The following is a 15990-nucleotide window of genomic DNA, read 5'->3' as shown; positions in this document are numbered from 1 at the left end:
CTTGAAAAAACCTTCGATCATCCACCCCATTTCGTCGCCGTCGACGAACTATTCCCCATTCTAAGGAATCACGGCCAATGGCATCGCTCAGACCTTCAGCATTCAACCAACGGGAGCGCGCGGATGGCGGCCCCTTTTTGGTGATTGCGTCGGCTGAGCCGGAAGATGATGGCGTCAATGTTTTTTTCACGGACATTGCCCCTGCGCAGCGCAAACCTGATTCGCCGATGGGGCGATTACTCCATGTGCTTCCTGACAGGTTGACTATCTGGCCCCTCAACGTCCGCGTGGATAGAGATGACTATCTTCAGCCAAAGTACGACACCCTTGAACGCATCGTCGTCGCTCGTCCGGTTGCCGATCCCTATCTCTTACCGGCGACCACCGATGATGTTGTGGAACTGCTTGAGCAATTGCCAGAAGGATTCGCGAAAGACTTTCGATTTGGTTTAGGCCTTCTCTGGGAGTACCGACAAATCTGCGAGACAGCCGCAGGCGTGAATGGCATCAGCATGCTGCTTGTTCACAAGGGAAATGAAGCCAAGATTGACCCTCCGTTCTTCATTCTCGGTATAACCAGATTCCATGCGCTGCGAAAGGAACTGAACCGCATTGCATCTCGCTACCAAAGAGACGCGCGCAAGGAAAAGCAATTTCGCACCTACCAGACCTTATTGCATGCAGCGGATGCGAAGCAATTTCCAGCCTTCAAGAAGAAAATCAGGCCCGACACCATTGCAGAAATAACCAATGGGGGCCGAGACCACGCGACCCTATCCAAACAAGATCGGCGAGCCGTCGTCCGGATGGTGCAGGACAATGTGGAGGCGTTAGCCGAGACTGAGCCCCAGGCTCTGTCGGCTTTGAAAAGCGATATCGAGCTTGTTACCCTAAATCAACTGATAGAGCGCTATCAGGAAATGCTTGGAAAGGGGCTTGCTGAAGGTAAGTGGCAGAGTTTTTTCTTGGAAAATCCCTTTATCCTCAGTCTGGCTTTTGCCGTTCCAGCCCTGATGGTTCAGGGGCAAGCATATGCAGGCGGCAAGCGGCTAAACGGAAGCGGAGGAAAAATTGCCGACTTTCTGTATGCGTCCGCATCTACGGGAAACCTTGCTCTTATTGAGATCAAAAAGCCGGGGACCGAACTGCTGAGTAAAAATCCGTACCGAGGGGACGATGTCTATGCACCCTCTACAGATTTGGGAGGGGCCATTGCCCAAGTTCTGGATCAGCGCTTCAAGCTCCAAAGCGAATTGCCCGTCATAAAGAACAACATGAATCGTAACGACATTCATAGTTATGCGGTACGTTGCATAGTGATCGTCGGCATGACGCCGCCGGAACACTCACAGAAAAAATCATTTGAACTTGTCAGGAACGCTTTATCTGACGTCATCGTTGTGACTTTCGACGAACTTCTTCAACGGCTGATCGAAATTGGAAAAGCGCTTCAGCCACCGGAATCAGACCAGTGTGTGCCTTTTTGAGCCCGGCATGCTTGTCAGTAGCTGTCGGGCTCCTGTCGTGTTGTCCTTGCGCGTGACTCCTCATACTTCGTCACATCGTTCGACAACAAAGGAGCCACGAAATGAATGCTACAGAAAACACGCAAACCCGCCTGTTGACGCCCGCTGAACTGGCCGTTTGCATCAAAATGTTCCGCGAGATGCGGCAATGGTCGCAGGAGCAATTGGCTGACATCTCTGGCCTCAACGTGAGAACGATTCAGCGGGTGGAGCAAGGCCTGTCCGCCAGCCTCGACACCCGCCGCGCTCTTGCCAGTGCGTTCGAATTCGAGGACATCGACGCGCTCAACAAGCCGTTCACCATTCCCTCGGAGGAAGAACTCAAGGCAGCGAAAGAAAAGTTCGATCGGGAGCACGTCACCTTGACGGCTATCCCGCTGACCACTGGCAAGCAGTTGGCCAAGCTCGCAGAGGCCTGCACTATGGACTTGTCCGAGCCCGCCTTCGATCTGACCCGCGAAGCGGACGAGACCTTCGCCGTACTGGTGGACTATTTCCGAGACTACAGGGATTGCGCGGATGCTTACTCTGAAACGCAGAAGTTCGAGGTGTACGACGAGATGCAATCCCACATCGATGCGCTCAGGACGCTCGGCGTTTCGCTGCGCTACGCCGAGCGCAAGATGCAGATGAAATGGGGTTCGGGGCCAGACAGCAAGCCGATGCCCGTCAATGTGCTGTACGTGGTCGGCTTTCCGCTTGGCAAGGAACCCGAGCAATTCGCAACGCCAAAGTCTGGCGGTATTCGCCTATAAGGAGCGCTGCGGTCTCCTAATAGAGAGGGAAAAGACAACAGTGAAGACATACCCATTTACTCGCGCCACCATAGTTGCCGCGGTCGAATTTCTCGGGGAAATGCTGACGCAGGCGAAGTTCGATCAACTCGCGGTTCGGCTAGGGCTGGACGATGAAATTCCCCAGGGACCGGCAAAGAGCGTGACAGCAAAGAGTGCTTTGCTGGCGCGGATCGTCAACCAACGCGCGACGCAGGTCGTCAGCACCTTAGACGGGCCTGTAACTTTGGCCGAAGCTGCGGTGCGCGAGGCCGTTGGAGTAACCGTGCCGCAGTACGCGAAGGCCGAGCAGGAGCGATTTCTGCGAGGACTTGCGCTCGATGGTTACGTTGTCTCCTGGGAGGAAGACGCACGAATGCCATTGCTGCGCGCAGCGTTGCCTGGCGAAGTGGATCTTCCCACGGCTGATGACGAGGTTCATCAACTGCTGAAACAGTTCGGGTTCAACGTGCCGCTGGGGCATCTGGACCAGGCTATCGACGCGCACACGCGCGGCGACTGGGCTGCTGCAAACAGTCAGATGCGCACGTTCCTGGAAGGCTTGCTCAGCGACATTGCCTCACACATTGATCCGCAGAAGTCTGCCGAGCTGACTTCGAGCGAGAACCGCCGCGCCTGGCTTGCCGAGCGCGGATTCTTGTCGAGCAAGCGAAACGAATGGACCAGTGATGGAAAGAACTTTCTGAACGGCTTGTTCAAGATGCTGCATACCGATGGATCGCATCCCGGCCTCTCGGACGAGGACCACAGCACGTTCCGATTGCATCTTGGCCTCATCACTGGCCGGACGTTGCTTCGTCGTCTTAGCAACGGTCGCTAAAAGGGCAAAGCCGGAAGGCTGTGATTCGGTACGAGGCGTGGGGCGCAGCCCGTGAGCCCGACGGCGAACTGTCGAGGTGCAAGTGCCCATCAGTAAACTGACTCATATACCTTTAAGAGAAGTCACATTGCCATGACAAATGTAACGACGAATGCTGCTATGGAGTGGCTATTCAGGATGGCCCAGAGATCACCACTCAACATTGCACCGGAGAGAGGTGAGGAGTTGGCTTCGGAGATATTCGGTGCTGAGAAGTGGACTATTGCCCTGAGCAACGAACCGGCCAACTTCTTTGCGATACCTCAAGACAAGGCCATCTATCTCACTGCAGCCGGCCAGGCCAGCTTGTGGTGCCTGGCTTATGTGGCATTTCATGTCATGGACGTTGCTTCGCGGAGTCAGCGCGCCATCGATCACGAGAATCAGTCCTATGTGGACATAGGCCAATATAGCGGCGCACTTCACCTCGGTGAGTACGTCGCGTTTTCAAGGTCACTTTTTCACGCGGACCGTCCGTGGCCGAGCAACTTGGAAACGCCAACGAACGATCCAAAAGAAAGCTCGAACGAATGGCGCGTCAACAACGTCTACTTGGGAGCACTGAGTTGGATATTGCTCCATGAGATTGGGCATGTTTACCACGGCGACCAGAAATTCGTTCCGAATGACATACGAATACGCCAGGAATATTTGGCGGACGACTTCGCCACGAAATGGATTCTGAATAGCGCCGGGCGAGGACTCGAACGCGAGTTTCGTATTCTTATGATTGCTGTCGCGCTGACATGGCTGTTCTTGAACGAGTCCGAAATTGGAAAAGGTACGACTCATCCGGCTGCCATACTTCGATTCCGAGAAGCGGCTGCACAGTTCAAGGCGGGGGAAAGAAGCGTTGGGCTGGAAAACGCCTCATATTTACTAAAGGCTGTTCTTGATCCGGCGACACAGCCGCCAGTACATGAAACGCCTATGGAGGCATTCGAGTGGATTTCAGGGCGTCTGGAAGATTTGTTCCCCGGTTGATGCTCGCCATCATGGCGAGCATCGTCCTTCAGTCTGGCGCGTCCTGTTGAATCTGTAACTGCGCACGTCGCGTTGCCTGTTGCAGCCGCTCTACTAGCACGCCCCTCGGCGGCAAGGCGGTCAGGTACTCGGCGACGTGGATGCCCGACTTGTCTAGCTCCAGCAATTCGATCTGCTCACGCTTCTTGCCGGTGCAAAGGATGACTCCCAGCGGCGAGGCCTCCTCCGGCTCCCGTTCGTGCTTGTCCAGCCAGCGAAGGTAAAGTTCCATCTGCCCCTTGTATGCCGCCTTGAAGTCACCGACCTTCAACTCCACCGCCACCAGCCGCCGCAGCTTGCGGTTGTAGAACAGCAGATCAAGGTGGAAATCCTCGTCGTCAATCGGGATGCGCTTCTGTCGGGCCACGAAGCTGAAACCCGCGCCCAACTCCAGCAGAAAGGATTCCATTTCGCGGATGATCGCCGCTTCCAAATCGTTTTCCTGCCAGGTATCCCGCAGCCCCAGGAAATCAAGGATGTATGGGTCGCGCATGATCAAGGCGGGCGACATGCGCTGCGCATCGCGCATCGTCGCCAGCTCCTGCGCGATCGTCTCGCCCGGTTTCTTGGACAGCGCCGTGCGCTCGTACAGCATCGAGTCGATGCGCTCGCGCAGCGTCCGCACGCTCCACCGTTCGGCACTCGCCATCTGCGCGTAGTAGTCCCGCTGGAGCGGGTCTTTCAGCGGGATCAGCGCGATGAAGTGCGTCCAGCTCAATTCTCGTATCAGTGATACGAGAATCTGCTCATCGGGGAAGGTGGCCGCGAACTGCACCATGCGGCGCAGGTTCTGCTCGGCAAAGCTGCCGCCGTACTCCTTCACCAACTGCGCCGCCAGGGTGGGTAGGACTTCCTTGCCATAGGCGCCCCGGCGCCCGTCCAAGACCTGCGTGCGGATGCGCTGGCCGATGCGCCAGTAGAGCATCGTCAGTTCGCTATTCACCGTCGAGGCAGCGAGCTTGCGCGCCGCCTCGATCAGTGTCCGAATATCGCCCAGCAGCGCAGAAGGCGCTGCGGACGAAGGAGCGGCGACTTTGCGCTTGGTCATGCCGTCGCCTCCGCAGGTTGCTGCTTGGCACCGGTGATTGCCTTGCGTCGATTCGCCACCAACTCGGCAGCTTCCCGCACCGGCTTATCCTCGGTGTGGACGTAGCGCATGAACATCACCACAGTCTTGTGCGCCGTCAGAGCCATTCCGACCTTGACCGGGATGCCCGAATTGGCAATGTCGGTCGCCGAGCGGTGGCGGATGCCGTGCGTCCCCACATGTGTCGCCCCCGCCGCTTTGAGCGCACGGCTCCAGCCACCGTAATACTCGCCCGTGGTCAGGTGTTGCCCTGGATGGCGCGGCGACGGCAGTACGTAGGGACTGCCTTCCTGCCTCTGTGCCGTCGAAAGCAGCCGGTAGGCTTCCTCGCTTATGGGCTTGGACATGCCACCGGTCTTGCTGTCGGGCCAGACGACGCGGCGGTTTTCCAGATCAATCCATTCCCATTCGAGCGAGACGATTTCGCCACGGCGACCGGCAAACTCGAATTGCAGGCGGATCGCCAACGGGATGACGTAGTTCTCCAGTCCTTCGGCCTCGATCTTGTCGAGCTGCCGGAACAGCTTGCCCATGTCCTCGTCGCTGATGAGGTGGGTGGATTTGCCGGCGGGGAACATCGGGACATGGCGGCAAGGATTGGTGCCGTCAGGCCGATAGCCCCATACCTCGGCTAAGTTGAACATCTTGCGCAGGATACTGAACGCCTTGTTCGCCTCGGTCTGCTTGTACGAAAGTTTTTCCATCAGTCCAGCAATGTCAGGGCGCTTCACGTCGTGGACCTTCTTGCGGCCCAGCAGCGGGATGATGCAGCGGTCGATGACGCCTTGATACCCGACGCGGGTGCTGGGCTTGTTGCGCTTTTGGGAGTGATCCTCCATGAACTTCTTGCACAACTCCTCGACGGTGGGCGCTTTGCGGGCTTCCGCCTTAGCTGCGCCGGGATCACCACCCCGGCGTACCTGGGCCAGCCATTCCTGCGCGAGCGAGCGGGCCTGTTCGACGGTCAGTTCCCCGTACTGGCCCAAGGCGGGCTTGCGGCGCTCGCCAGCGTTCGTCCGGTACTGGAGCATGAACACCTTGCGGCCCGACGGGGTAATCTTGCACAAGAAGCCGGGCACCAGCGTATCCCGGAGTTCGACGGCCTGCGCCTGTGGTTGTGCCGCATCGACAGCGGACTTGGTGAGCTTGATTTTTGCCATGATGACTCCTCGGAAAGACCCGGTTCCCAGGAGCCTTCTAGGGGCCAGCAGAGGGGAAGTCGGGTCAAGTTTCAGAAAGCACCGGCATATGATGAACTCGCCTAAGTTATTGATAAACCTGCTGTATCGAGCCTTGGCGTAGTCCAGCGAAGTGCCGGGCTGGAGTCATGGTGAAATAAAAAAGCCCCGCGACCAGGAGCTGCAATCGCGGGGCTGGAGTGGCCGATTTCCATCGGCCGGGGGATAGCCGGTTCAGGCGCTGGGTTGCCAGCCACCGCCGAGGGAGCGGTAGATCGCCACGATGCCGCGGTACAGCTCGACCTCGGCCTGGGCCTGGGCATCTTCGGCGGAGAGTTGCTCGCGTTCGGCGTCCAGCAGCACCAGGAAATCGGTGGTGCCTTCGCGGTAGCGGATCGCCGCCTGTTGCGCGGCGGCGCGGCTGGCTTCCGACTGGCGGACCAGCGAGACCAGGCGCTCCTGGCGCTTGCCATAGTCGCTGAAGGCATTCGCCGATTCTTCCAGGGCCAGCAGCACCTGCTGTTCGTAGCTGGCCAGCGCGGCGTCGGCGTCGGCCTTGGCGCCTCGCAGACGGGCACGCACGCTGCCGAGGTCGAAGGCGGCCCAACTGATGCTCGGGCCGACGCTCCAGGCGCGGGCGGCGCTTGAGCCGATCTGCGAGCCCCGCCCGGCGGTGAAGCCGAGGAAGCCGCTGAGGCTGACCCGCGGGAACAGATCGGCGGTGGCCACGCCGACGTCGGCGGTGCTGGCGGCCAGGCGCCGTTCGGCGGCGCGGATGTCCGGCCGGCGGCGCAGCAGTTCGCCGGGATCGCCGATCGGCAGGGCCTTGGTGATCGCCGGCAGGTCGCGCGGCGAAAGGTCCACTGTCAACTCTTCCGGCCGTTGGCCGAGGAGGGTGGCGATACGGTGCCTGGCGCGCTCGGCTTCCGCCTGCAGTTGCGGCACGCTGGCGGCGGTGGCCGCCAGGCGCGCATCGGCGCGCAGTACGTCGAGTTCGGCACCGACCCCGGCGTCGCGCAGTTGCTCGGTGAGCTGGCGCGACTCCTTCTGGTTCTCCAGGTTGCTCAGGGCAATCTTCTCGCGCAGTTGCGCGCCGCGCAGTTGGCCGTAGGCGTCCACCAGCTCGGCGATCAGGCTGACCTGCAGTTGCTGCAGGTCGGCCTCGGCCGCTTCGCTGAGGGCGTCGCTGGACTCCAGCTGACGGCGGATGCGCCCGAACAGGTCAAGCTCCCAGGCGCTATCCAGGCCAAGGTCGTAGCGCTCGCTGTTGACCCGGTCCTCGGTCACTCCCGGTTGCTGGCCCTTGCCGATGTCGGCGCTGGCGCGGCTGGTGACCACCGGGAAGCGATCGTTGGCCACGTCGTCGCGCAGGGCGCGGGCGGCGCGCAGGCGGGCGAAGGCCACGCGCAGGTCGCGGTTGCCGCTCAGCGACTGTTCGACCAACTGGTTCAGGGTCGGATCGTCGAACTGTTTCCACCACAGGCTTTCGAAGCGGCTGCGGTCGTAGGGCTTGCTCGCCGTGGCGTCGATCTTCGCCGCCGCGGTGTCGGGGGTCCGGTAGTCCGGACCCACCGTGCAGGCGCTGAGCGCCAGCAGACTGAACAGACCCAGGGCGGACGCGAGCCCGCTCCGGATCGACTGCGCGTGAATCATGCATGCACCTCTGGCAGGCCTTTGTCGTTGGCGGCGCGGCGCGCTTCGCGGTTCTCCACGAAGCGGCGGATGAGGACGTAGAACACCGGCGTCAGCAGCAGGCCGAAGAAGGTCACCCCGATCATCCCGGAGAACACCGCCACGCCCATCGCATGGCGCATCTCGGCGCCGGCGCCGGTGGAGATCACCAGCGGCACCACGCCCATGATGAAGGCGATGGACGTCATCAGGATCGGCCGCAGGCGCAGGCGGCAGGCTTCCAGCACCGCGGCGACGCGGTCCATGCCTTCCTCCTGCTTGTCCTTGGCGAACTCGACGATCAGGATCGCGTTCTTGCACGCCAGCCCCACCAGAACGATCAGGCCGATCTGGGTAAAGATGTTGTTGTCGCTGCCGGCCAGGATCACCCCGGTGATCGCCGACAGCAGGGTCATCGGCACGATCAGGATCACCGCCAGCGGCAGGCTCCAGCTCTCGTACTGGGCGGCCAGCACGAGGAAGGCCAGCAGCACGCAGAGCGGGAAGACGAACAGCGCGGTATTGCCGGCGAGGATCTGCTGGTAGGTCAGCTCGGTCCACTCGTAGGTCATGCCGTTGGGCAGTTCCTCCTTCAGCAGCTTCTCGATCGCCGCCTGCGCCTGGCCGGAGCTGTAGCCCGCGGCCGGGGCGCCGTTGAGTTCGGCGGTGATGAAGCCGTTGTAGTGCATCACACGGTCCGGACCGGAGGTGTCGCTGACCTTGATGAAGGACGCCAGCGGGACCATCTCGCCGAGGTTGTTGCGCACCTTCAGCTGGCCGATCTGCTCGGGTTCGAGGCGGAACTGCTGCTCGGCCTGGACGTTAACCTGATAGGTACGGCCGAAGCGGTTGAAGTCGTTCGCGTACAGCGAGCCGAGGTAGACCTGCAGGGTGTCGAAGATGTCGCTGATCGCCACGCCGTGGGTCTTGGCCTTCTCGCGGTCGATGTCGGCGTCGATCTGCGGCACGTTGACCTGGTAGCTGGAGAACACCGAGCTGGGTTCCAGCTCAGGCAGCGCACGGGCCTTGGTGATGATGTTCTGGGTCTGCTTGAACAGCTCCTCGTAGCCCTGGTTGCCACGGTCCTCGATCTGCAGGCGGAAGCCGCCGATGGTCCCCAGCCCCTGTACCGGCGGCGGCGGGAAGATCGCGATGTAGGCGTCCTGGATGTCGGCGTACTTGGCGTTCAGCGCGGCGGCGATGGCCCCGGCCGACTGGCTCGGGTCCTTGCGCTCGTCGAACGGCTTCAACGGGGTGAACACGATGCCGCTGTTCGGGCTGTTGGTGAAGCCGTTGATCGACAGGCCGGGGAAGGCCACCGAGTCCGCCACGCCGGGCTGCGCCAGGGCGATCTCGGACATCTGCTTGATCACCGCCTCGGTACGGTCCAGGCTGGCCGCGTCGGGCAACTGGGCGAAGGCCACCAGGTACTGCTTGTCCTGCTGCGGGACGAAACCGGTCGGCGTGCTGGAGAAGCCGAAGTAGGTCAGCACCATCAGTCCGCCGTAGACCAGCAGGGCGATCGAACTGCCGCGCAGGACCCGGTTCACCGTGCCGACGTAGCCATGGCTGGCGCGGTCGAAGAAACGGTTGAACGGACGGAACAGCCAACTGCCGAGGAGCTTGTCGAGGAACACCGAGAAGCGGTCCTTCGGCTCGTGGTGGCCCTTGAGCAGGACCGCCGCCAGCGCTGGCGACAGGGTCAGCGAGTTGAACGCCGAGATCACCGTGGAGATCGCGATGGTCAGGGCGAACTGGCGGTAGAACTGCCCGGTGAGGCCGGAGATGAACGCGGTCGGGATGAACACCGCGCAGAGCACCAGCGCCGTGGCGATGATCGGCCCGGTCACCTCGCGCATGGCACGCTTGGTGGCTTCCACCGGCTTGAGGCCGAGGCCGATGTTGCGCTCGACGTTCTCCACCACCACGATGGCGTCGTCCACCACGATGCCGATGGCCAGCACCAGGCCGAACAGCGACAGCGCGTTGAGCGAGAAGCCGAGCATGTGCATCACCGCGAAGGTGCCGATCAGCGACACCGGCACCGCGGCCAGCGGGATGATCGAGGCGCGCCAGGTCTGCAGGAACAGGATCACCACCAGCACCACCAGCACCAGGGCTTCGAACAGGGTGTGCACCACCGCCTCGATGGAGCCGCGGACGAAGATGGTCGGGTCGTAGACGATGGAGTAGTCCATGCCCTGCGGGAAGCTGTGCTTCAGCTCGGCCATCTTCTCCCGCACCAGGTTGGAGATCTCGATGGCGTTCGAGCCGGGACGCTGGAAGATCGGGATCGCCACCGCCGGCTTGTTGTTCAGCAGCGAACGCAGGGCGTACTGGTTGGAGCCCAGCTCGACCCGGGCGATGTCGCGCAGACGGGTGATCTCGCCGTTGGCGCCGGCGCGGATGATGATGTTCTCGAACTCTTCCTCGGTGACCAGGCGACCCTGGGTGTTGATCGACAACTGGAAGCTGGTATCGCTCGGCGCCGGCGGCGCGCCCAGGGTGCCGGCGGCGACCTGGCGGTTCTGCTCGCGGATGGCGTTGACCACGTCGGTGGCGGTGAGGTTGCGCGAGGCGACCTTGTTCGGGTCCAGCCAGACGCGCAGCGAATAGTCGCCGAGGCCGAACAACTGGACGTCGCCGACGCCGTCGAGGCGGGCCAGTTCGTCCTTCACGTTGAGCACCGCGTAGTTCGACAGGTAGAGCATGTCGTAGCGGTTATCCGGCGAGGTCAGGTGCACGACCATGGTCAGGTCGGGCGAGGCCTTGTCGACGGTGATGCCGAGCCGGGTCACTTCTTCCGGGAGCTTCGGCTCGGTCCGGGTGACGCGGTTCTGCACCTGCACCTGGGCGTTGTCCAGGTCGGTGCCGAGGGCGAAGGTGATGGTCAGGGTCAGCTTGCCGTCGGAGGTCGACTGGGAGGACATGTAGAGCATGTTCTCCACCCCGGTGATCGCCTGTTCAAGGGGAGAGGCGACGGTCTCGCCGATGACTTTCGGGTTGGCGCCGGGGAAGTTGGCGCGGACCACGACGGTCGGCGGCACCACTTCCGGGTATTCGCTGATGGGTAGCTGGAACAGGGAGATGGCGCCGCCAATCAGGATCAGCAGCGACAGCACCGCGGCGAAGATCGGCCGCTGGATGAAGAATTGGGAGAAATTCATCGGTTCTTCCTATCGCCGCGCTCAGCCGCGCGGCTCGTTGCGAGTGGCGTTGTCCTTGGACGCCGCCACCTTCGGTGGTTCGCTGTCGCCGACCGACTGCCGCAGGCGCGCGAGGGTGGCCAGGGTGTCGGCGCTGGCCATCTCGACCTTCTGCGGATCCACCTGCATGCCCGGGCGGACCCGCTGCAGGCCATTCACGACGATCCGGTCGCCCTTGCTCAGGCCGCTGCGGACGATGCGCAGGCCCTCCAGCTTCGGTCCCATCTCGACGGTGCGGTAGACGGTCTTGTTGTCGCCATCCAGGACCAGCACGAACTTCTTGCCCAGGTCGGTGCCGACCGCTTCGTCCTTGATCAGGGTGGCGGCGTAGGTCTTGCTGCCGACCAGCTTCAGGCGCACGTAGAGGCCCGGGGTGAACTCGCCCTTGGCGTTGTCGAACACGGCGCGGCCGCGGATGGTGCCGGTACGCGGGTTGACCTGGTTGTCGAGGAAGTCCAGCCGGCCCAGGTGCGGGTTGCCGTCCTCGCTGCTCAGGCCGAGGTACACCGGGCTCTCGCTGCGCGTGTCGCGACCGGCCTGGCGGGCCAGCTCGACGTACTTGAGGAACACGCGCTCGTCGGCGTCGAAGTAGGCGTAGACCTTGTCGGTGCTGACCAGGGTGGTGAGCAGGGTCTCCCCGGAGTTGACCAGGTTGCCGGCGGTGACCTCGGCGCGGCTGACGCGACCGTCGATCGGCGCGGTGATCCGGGTGAAGCTCAGGTTCAGGCGCGCCGCGTCCAGTTGCGCCTGGGTCGCGGCGACCGCCGCCTTGGCTTCCTGGGCGGCGGTGGTGCGGGCGTCGGCGAGTTCCGCGGAGATCGCGTTGCTGGCGCGCAGGCGTTCGCCGCGCTGGGCTTCGTTGACGCTCCGCGCCTGGGCCGCGCGGGCCTGTTGCAGCTGGGCTTCGAGGCGCTTGACCTCGGCCTCGAACGGGCGCGGGTCGATCTGGAACAGCAGGTCGCCTTTCTTCACCAGTGCGCCTTCATGGAAGGCCACGCGGTCGATGTAGCCCGACACCCGCGGGCGCAGCTCCACCGACTCCGGGGCCTCCAGGCGGCCGGTGAATTCGTCCCACTCGTTCAGCGGTTGTTCGATGACTTCGGCGACGCTGACCTTGGGCGCCGCCATGCCTTGGGTGGTTTCCGGGGCCTTGCCGCAGGCGCTCAGGACCAGTACGGCCGCGAGTGCGAGGGGGTAGCGCCAGGAGAAGTGGGATGACTGTTCCATGCTTGACTCCGCCAGTCGGTTTTTCGGGATTGGCGAAGTCTGCGGGCTGCTCCGGCAGGGAACTAATCGAACGACGAGATTTTGATTATCACGAACAGTGATACATGGTTTTTCGTTTTCTGTAACAGTCGATGGTTATGGACAGTGCTTTCGATGGAATAAGCCGCACACCCGCGGCGCGCGATCGATTTTCCCGTTGCGACGCCTCGTGCGGGTAGCTGCCGGAGGGCTCAGAGACTGTCCGGATCGCCGATGAACATGCTGATCCGCGAGCGCAGCCAGCGTTCGGCCGGATCGTTGTCCTGGGCGCCGCGCCAAGCCATCGACAGTTCGAAGGCGCGGGTCTCGAACGGTGGGTCCTCGGCGCGTAGGCCGCCGGCGGCGATCAGCGCCTGGGCGGCGTAGTCGGGCACGGTGGCGATGATGTCGGTGCCGGCCAGGAGGGTGCCGAGGCCGTTGAACTGCGGCACCGCCAGGACCACCTTGCGCTTGCGGCCGAATTTTTCCAGCTCCTCGTCGACGAAGCCGCTGAGGTCGCCGGCGAAGGACACCAGCGCGTGCGGTCGCGCGCAATAGTCGTCGAGGGTCAGCTGGCCGGGCGCGGAGTCGGCGCGGAGGATCTTCGGCTTGCTGCGGCGCACGGTCTTGCGCTTGGCGTTGGCCGGCAGTTCGTCGGTGTAGCTGACGCCCACCGAGATCTCCCCCGAGGCCAGCAGGTTCGGCATCAATAGATAGTTGGCGCGGCGCACGACGAGGACGATCCCCGGCGCCTCCGCGCGCAGGCGGCGGAGCAGGGGCGGCAACAGGCCGAACTCGACGTCGTCGGAAAGGCCGATGCGGAACACCGCGGTGCTGGTCGCCGGATCGAACTCGCTGGCGCGACTCATGGCGGTGGAGATGGAATCCAGCGCCGGCGACAGGTGGGCGAAGATTTCCTGGGCTCGCGCGGTGGGCTCCATGCTGCGTCCGGTACGGACGAACAGCGGGTCGTCGAACAGCGTGCGCAGGCGCGACAGCGCGGCGCTGATGGCCGGCTGGCCGAGGAACAGTTTCTCTGCGGCGCGGGTCACGCTGCGTTCGTGCATCAGGGTCTCGAACACGATCAGCAGGTTCAGATCGACGCGGCGCAGGTCGTTTCGGTTCATGGCGTTCCTCGTTTCCAGGGGCTAGAGGCTGCAACCGCGGGGGCTCGCCGTCAAGCCTTGCGTGCGAGACGGGGCGGGGCCTGGCGAGGTGCCGGAGGGGCATAGGATCACTGACAGGCATAGCCATTATCAATAACGACGGGTGGTTTTGTCAGGCATGGGCGGATACAGTCACAACCCATGAGGTTATTCACCCCGTGATGCACTGCAGAGGTTTGCGATGTCCCGAGTGATCCGTTTTCATCAGTTTGGCCCGCCAGAGGTCCTCAAATGCGAAGAGCTGCCGACCCCGGCGCCGGCCGCAGGGGAAGTCCTGGTGCGTGTCCAGGCGATCGGCGTGAGCTGGAAGGATGTGCTCTGGCGTCAGAACCTGGCCCCGGAGCAGGCTGCGCTGCCGTCCGGTCTCGGCTTCGAACTGGCCGGCGAGGTGCTGGCGGTCGGCGCCGGCGTCGGCGACCTGCCGCTGGGTTCCCGCGTGGCCAGTTTCCCCGCCCATACCCCCGATCATTATCCGGCCTATGGCGACGTGGTGCTGATGCCGCGCGCGGCCCTGGCGGTCTACCCCGAGGTACTCACCCCGGTGGAGGCCAGCGTCTACTACACCGGCCTGCTGGTGGCCTATTTCGGCCTGGTCGACCTGGCCGGGTTGAAGGCCGGGCAGACCGTGCTGATCACCGAGGCGGCGCGCATGTACGGGCCGGTCTCGATCCAGTTGGCCAAGGCTCTCGGCGCGCGGGTGATCGCTTCCACCAAGTCCGCCGAGGAGCGCGAGTTCCTCCGCGAGCAGGGCGCCGACAAGGTGGTGGTGACCGACGAGCAGGACCTGGTCCTGGAAGTCGAGCGCTTCACCGAGGGCAAGGGCGTCAATGTCATCCTCGACGAATTGGGCGGCCCGCAGATGACCCTGCTCGGCGATGTCTCCGCCACCCGCGGCAAGCTGGTGCTGTATGGCTGCAACGGCGGCAACGAGTCGGCGTTCCCGGCCTGCGCCGCGTTCAAGAAGCACCTGCAGTTCTACCGCCACTGCCTGATGGATTTCACCGGTCATCCAGAGATGGGCCTGGAACGCAACGACGAGTCGGTGAGCAAGGCCCTCGCGCACATCGAGCAACTGACCCGCGATCGCCTGCTCAAGCCGGTGGTCGACCGGGTATTCGAGTTCGACCAGGTGGTCGAGGCGCACCGCTACATGGAAACCTGTCCGAAGCGCGGCCGGGTGGTGATCCACGTCGCCGATTGAGGACGACCCGCAGCGAAAGAGCCCGGCCATCGAGCCGGGCTTTTTCGTGGGGGACAGAGGTCTCTGGGTTCTGGTCGCCAGCGCGTTAGGAGAGCAAAGGGACAGTTCGACTCTTCTTGAAAATATCTGTAATCCGGCTTCAGATCATTTGAAGCCCCAAGCGACCGAGGCTCGCCGCCAGTCGCAGGCGCGAGGTCTGCCAGTTGCCGAGGGCGCGGATGTGCTGGTCCTCGGCGCTGGCGTAGGCGGTCAGGGCGTTGAGCAGCTCGATCATGCTGCCGACCCCTGAGCGGTAGCGGCCCTGCACCACCTCCAGGCTTTGCCGCGACTGCTCGACCAGTTCGCGGGTGCGCGCCAGGCTGCGGGTCTCGACGCTGAGCGACTGGTAGTTGTTCCACACCTCCAGCGAAACCTGCTGCTCGGTGTCGGCCAGCTCCGCTTCGCTGGCTTCGCGGCGGGCCAGGGCGTTGCGGACCTGGTAGGTGCGTTCGAAGCCTTCGAACAACGGGATGTTCAGTTGCAGGCCGATGCTGCGGTCGCGTTCGCGGGTATCGCCGTTGAACGCCATCGCCTGGTCGCTATGGCTGCGTGCCAGGTTGGCGCTCAGCGCCAGGCTCGGCCGGCCGGCGGCGCGGCTTTCCTCCACCGAGGCGGCGGCGGCTTTCAGCCGCGCCTGGGCGGCGAGCAGCGCCGGATGCTCGCGGCGGGCTTCGGCGAGCATCTCGTCGATGGCCTTGACGAAGCCGGTGTCGGGTTGCGCCTCCAGCTCGCCGGAGAGGCGCAGCGGGGTATCCGGCGCCAGGCCCATGCGCAGGGCGATGACGCCGAGGGCGTTGCTCAGGGCGCCTTCGTCGCGGACCTGGGCGAGGCTCGCCTGGGACAGCGCGGTCTGCGCCTGCAGGCGATCGGAAAGGGCGGCGGCGCCGGCCCGGTACTTGGCGTCGGCGGCTTCCAGGTTCTGCGCCGCCAGCTCCGCGACCTGCCGCGAGGCGGCCAGGCTGCGCTGGGCGGCGAGGGCGTCGTAGTAGGCCTGG

General features: G+C 63.2%; 12 protein-coding genes. 5 read left to right on the top strand and 7 right to left on the bottom strand.

The window, feature by feature from the left end; all coding sequences use genetic code 11:
- Positions 1–77 precede the first annotated feature (77 nt).
- The 4 genes from ACTJJX_RS25405 (at position 78) to ACTJJX_RS25390 (ending at position 4163) form a co-directional block, all read left to right on the top strand.
- The gene (locus tag ACTJJX_RS25405) at positions 78–1487 is read left to right on the top strand and encodes a Shedu immune nuclease family protein (RefSeq protein ID WP_087824424.1); all 1410 of its coding nucleotides are present in this window, start codon (positions 78–80) and stop codon (positions 1485–1487) included.
- Positions 1488–1588: 101 nt separating this feature from the next.
- A complete protein-coding gene (locus ACTJJX_RS25400) occupies positions 1589–2281 on the top strand; it encodes a helix-turn-helix domain-containing protein (protein ID WP_087824423.1) in 693 nt (230 codons plus the stop codon).
- A gap of 40 nt (positions 2282–2321) precedes the next feature.
- Entirely contained in the window at positions 2322–3140 is an 819-nt protein-coding gene (locus ACTJJX_RS25395; protein WP_087824422.1) for a hypothetical protein, read from the top strand.
- Between the two features lie 132 nt (positions 3141–3272).
- On the top strand, positions 3273–4163 hold the full coding sequence (locus ACTJJX_RS25390; RefSeq protein ID WP_087824421.1) for a phage exclusion protein Lit family protein: 891 nt from the start codon (positions 3273–3275) through the stop codon (positions 4161–4163).
- A gap of 28 nt (positions 4164–4191) precedes the next feature.
- Here ACTJJX_RS25390 and ACTJJX_RS25385 read toward each other — a convergent pair whose 3' ends face one another.
- The 6 genes from ACTJJX_RS25385 to mexT all read right to left on the bottom strand — a co-directional run bounded on the left by ACTJJX_RS25385 (position 4192) and on the right by mexT (position 13716).
- Complete coding sequence (locus ACTJJX_RS25385) at positions 4192–5250, bottom strand: PDDEXK nuclease domain-containing protein (protein WP_087824420.1); 1059 nt, start codon at positions 5248–5250, stop codon at positions 4192–4194.
- Positions 5247–6449 carry a tyrosine-type recombinase/integrase gene (locus ACTJJX_RS25380; protein ID WP_087824419.1) on the bottom strand — a complete coding sequence of 401 codons (1203 nt, stop codon included), beginning with the start codon at positions 6447–6449 and terminating at the stop codon, positions 5247–5249. The genes ACTJJX_RS25385 and ACTJJX_RS25380 overlap by 4 nt, the downstream gene beginning before the upstream one ends.
- A 252-nt stretch (positions 6450–6701) precedes the next feature.
- The gene (gene oprN / locus ACTJJX_RS25375) at positions 6702–8120 is read right to left on the bottom strand and encodes a multidrug efflux RND transporter outer membrane subunit OprN (protein ID WP_003113303.1); all 1419 of its coding nucleotides are present in this window, start codon (positions 8118–8120) and stop codon (positions 6702–6704) included.
- Positions 8117–11305, bottom strand: coding sequence for a multidrug efflux RND transporter permease subunit MexF (gene mexF, locus ACTJJX_RS25370; RefSeq protein ID WP_003089834.1), 3189 nt, complete (start codon positions 11303–11305; stop codon positions 8117–8119). The genes oprN and mexF overlap by 4 nt, the downstream gene beginning before the upstream one ends.
- 21 nt (positions 11306–11326) lie before the next feature.
- Positions 11327–12571: a multidrug efflux RND transporter periplasmic adaptor subunit MexE gene (gene mexE / locus ACTJJX_RS25365; RefSeq protein WP_003103549.1), complete on the bottom strand. Its 1245-nt coding sequence runs from the start codon at positions 12569–12571 to the stop codon at positions 11327–11329.
- Positions 12572–12801: 230 nt separating this feature from the next.
- Positions 12802–13716, bottom strand: a complete 915-nt coding sequence (mexT, locus tag ACTJJX_RS25360) for a multidrug efflux system transcriptional regulator MexT (protein ID WP_003089829.1) — start codon at positions 13714–13716, stop codon at positions 12802–12804.
- Between the two features lie 220 nt (positions 13717–13936).
- On the opposite strand from mexT, the gene mexS reads away from it, so the two are divergent.
- The gene (gene mexS, locus ACTJJX_RS25355) at positions 13937–14956 is read left to right on the top strand and encodes an oxidoreductase MexS (RefSeq protein ID WP_003103552.1); all 1020 of its coding nucleotides are present in this window, start codon (positions 13937–13939) and stop codon (positions 14954–14956) included.
- Positions 14957–15095: 139 nt separating this feature from the next.
- Here the strand turns inward: mexS and ACTJJX_RS25350 are convergent.
- A partial coding sequence (locus tag ACTJJX_RS25350; RefSeq protein WP_047947899.1) for a TolC family protein occupies positions 15096–15990 on the bottom strand: 895 nt, incomplete at its 5' end.

This window comes from Pseudomonas sp. 22490, assembly GCF_052044465.1.
GTDB lineage: Bacteria > Pseudomonadota > Gammaproteobacteria > Pseudomonadales > Pseudomonadaceae > Pseudomonas > Pseudomonas aeruginosa.
This window is presented reverse-complemented; position numbering and strand designations above follow the sequence as displayed.

Excerpts from the sequence above, each read along its gene's own strand:
- ACTJJX_RS25405 (WP_087824424.1), top strand. The coding sequence starts at position 78 with ATGGCATCGCTCAGACCTTCAGCATTCAACCAACGGGAGCGCGCGGAT.
- ACTJJX_RS25400 (WP_087824423.1), top strand. The coding sequence starts at position 1,589 with ATGAATGCTACAGAAAACACGCAAACCCGCCTGTTGACGCCCGCTGAA.
- ACTJJX_RS25390 (WP_087824421.1), top strand. The coding sequence starts at position 3,273 with ATGACAAATGTAACGACGAATGCTGCTATGGAGTGGCTATTCAGGATG.
- ACTJJX_RS25385 (WP_087824420.1), bottom strand. The coding sequence starts at position 5,250 with ATGACCAAGCGCAAAGTCGCCGCTCCTTCGTCCGCAGCGCCTTCTGCG.
- ACTJJX_RS25380 (WP_087824419.1), bottom strand. The coding sequence starts at position 6,449 with ATGGCAAAAATCAAGCTCACCAAGTCCGCTGTCGATGCGGCACAACCA.
- oprN (WP_003113303.1), bottom strand. The coding sequence starts at position 8,120 with ATGATTCACGCGCAGTCGATCCGGAGCGGGCTCGCGTCCGCCCTGGGT.
- mexF (WP_003089834.1), bottom strand. The coding sequence starts at position 11,305 with ATGAATTTCTCCCAATTCTTCATCCAGCGGCCGATCTTCGCCGCGGTG.
- mexE (WP_003103549.1), bottom strand. The coding sequence starts at position 12,571 with ATGGAACAGTCATCCCACTTCTCCTGGCGCTACCCCCTCGCACTCGCG.
- mexT (WP_003089829.1), bottom strand. The coding sequence starts at position 13,716 with ATGAACCGAAACGACCTGCGCCGCGTCGATCTGAACCTGCTGATCGTG.
- mexS (WP_003103552.1), top strand. The coding sequence starts at position 13,937 with ATGTCCCGAGTGATCCGTTTTCATCAGTTTGGCCCGCCAGAGGTCCTC.